Here is a 413-nt window from a genome sequence, read left to right on the forward strand (position 1 = left end):
TAGTCGCTTAACCTCACAACCCACAGGCGTCTTGCGACGTGCGGTTGTGATTATTGAGAGACTCGAACGCCTCGCCTTTATTCCTTATTACGGAGGAATAACGCAAAGCGTCGTTTCAATTTTCAGCTTGTTCCGGATTGTTAAAGAGCAAATATCTCAAACGTGACCCGCAGGTCAGTTTTGAGATACTTCGTGGAGACACCTTTCACCTGTCACCTGCAAGATGGCGTCCCCTAGGGGATTCGAACCCCTGTTACCGCCGTGAAAGGGCGGTGTCCTAACCGCTAGACGAAGGGGACACAGAAATGCGTCACAGCTTCGCAGCCGTCCTGCTCATTACTTTCTATCAGACAATCTGTGTGAGCACTTCGAAGGCAGTATCTTCAGGTAAGGAGGTGATCCAACCGCAGGTT

The 413-nt window shown here is 50.4% G+C and carries 1 tRNA gene; it reads right to left on the reverse strand.

What is annotated here, in order from left to right:
• Positions 1-224: 224 nt before the first annotated feature.
• Positions 225-299: transfer RNA gene (locus EKL29_RS22975), tRNA-Glu, on the reverse strand.
• Positions 300-413 lie beyond the last annotated feature (114 nt).

The organism is Pantoea sp. YU22, from assembly GCF_003970755.1.
Classification (GTDB): domain Bacteria; phylum Pseudomonadota; class Gammaproteobacteria; order Enterobacterales; family Enterobacteriaceae; genus Pantoea; species Pantoea piersonii.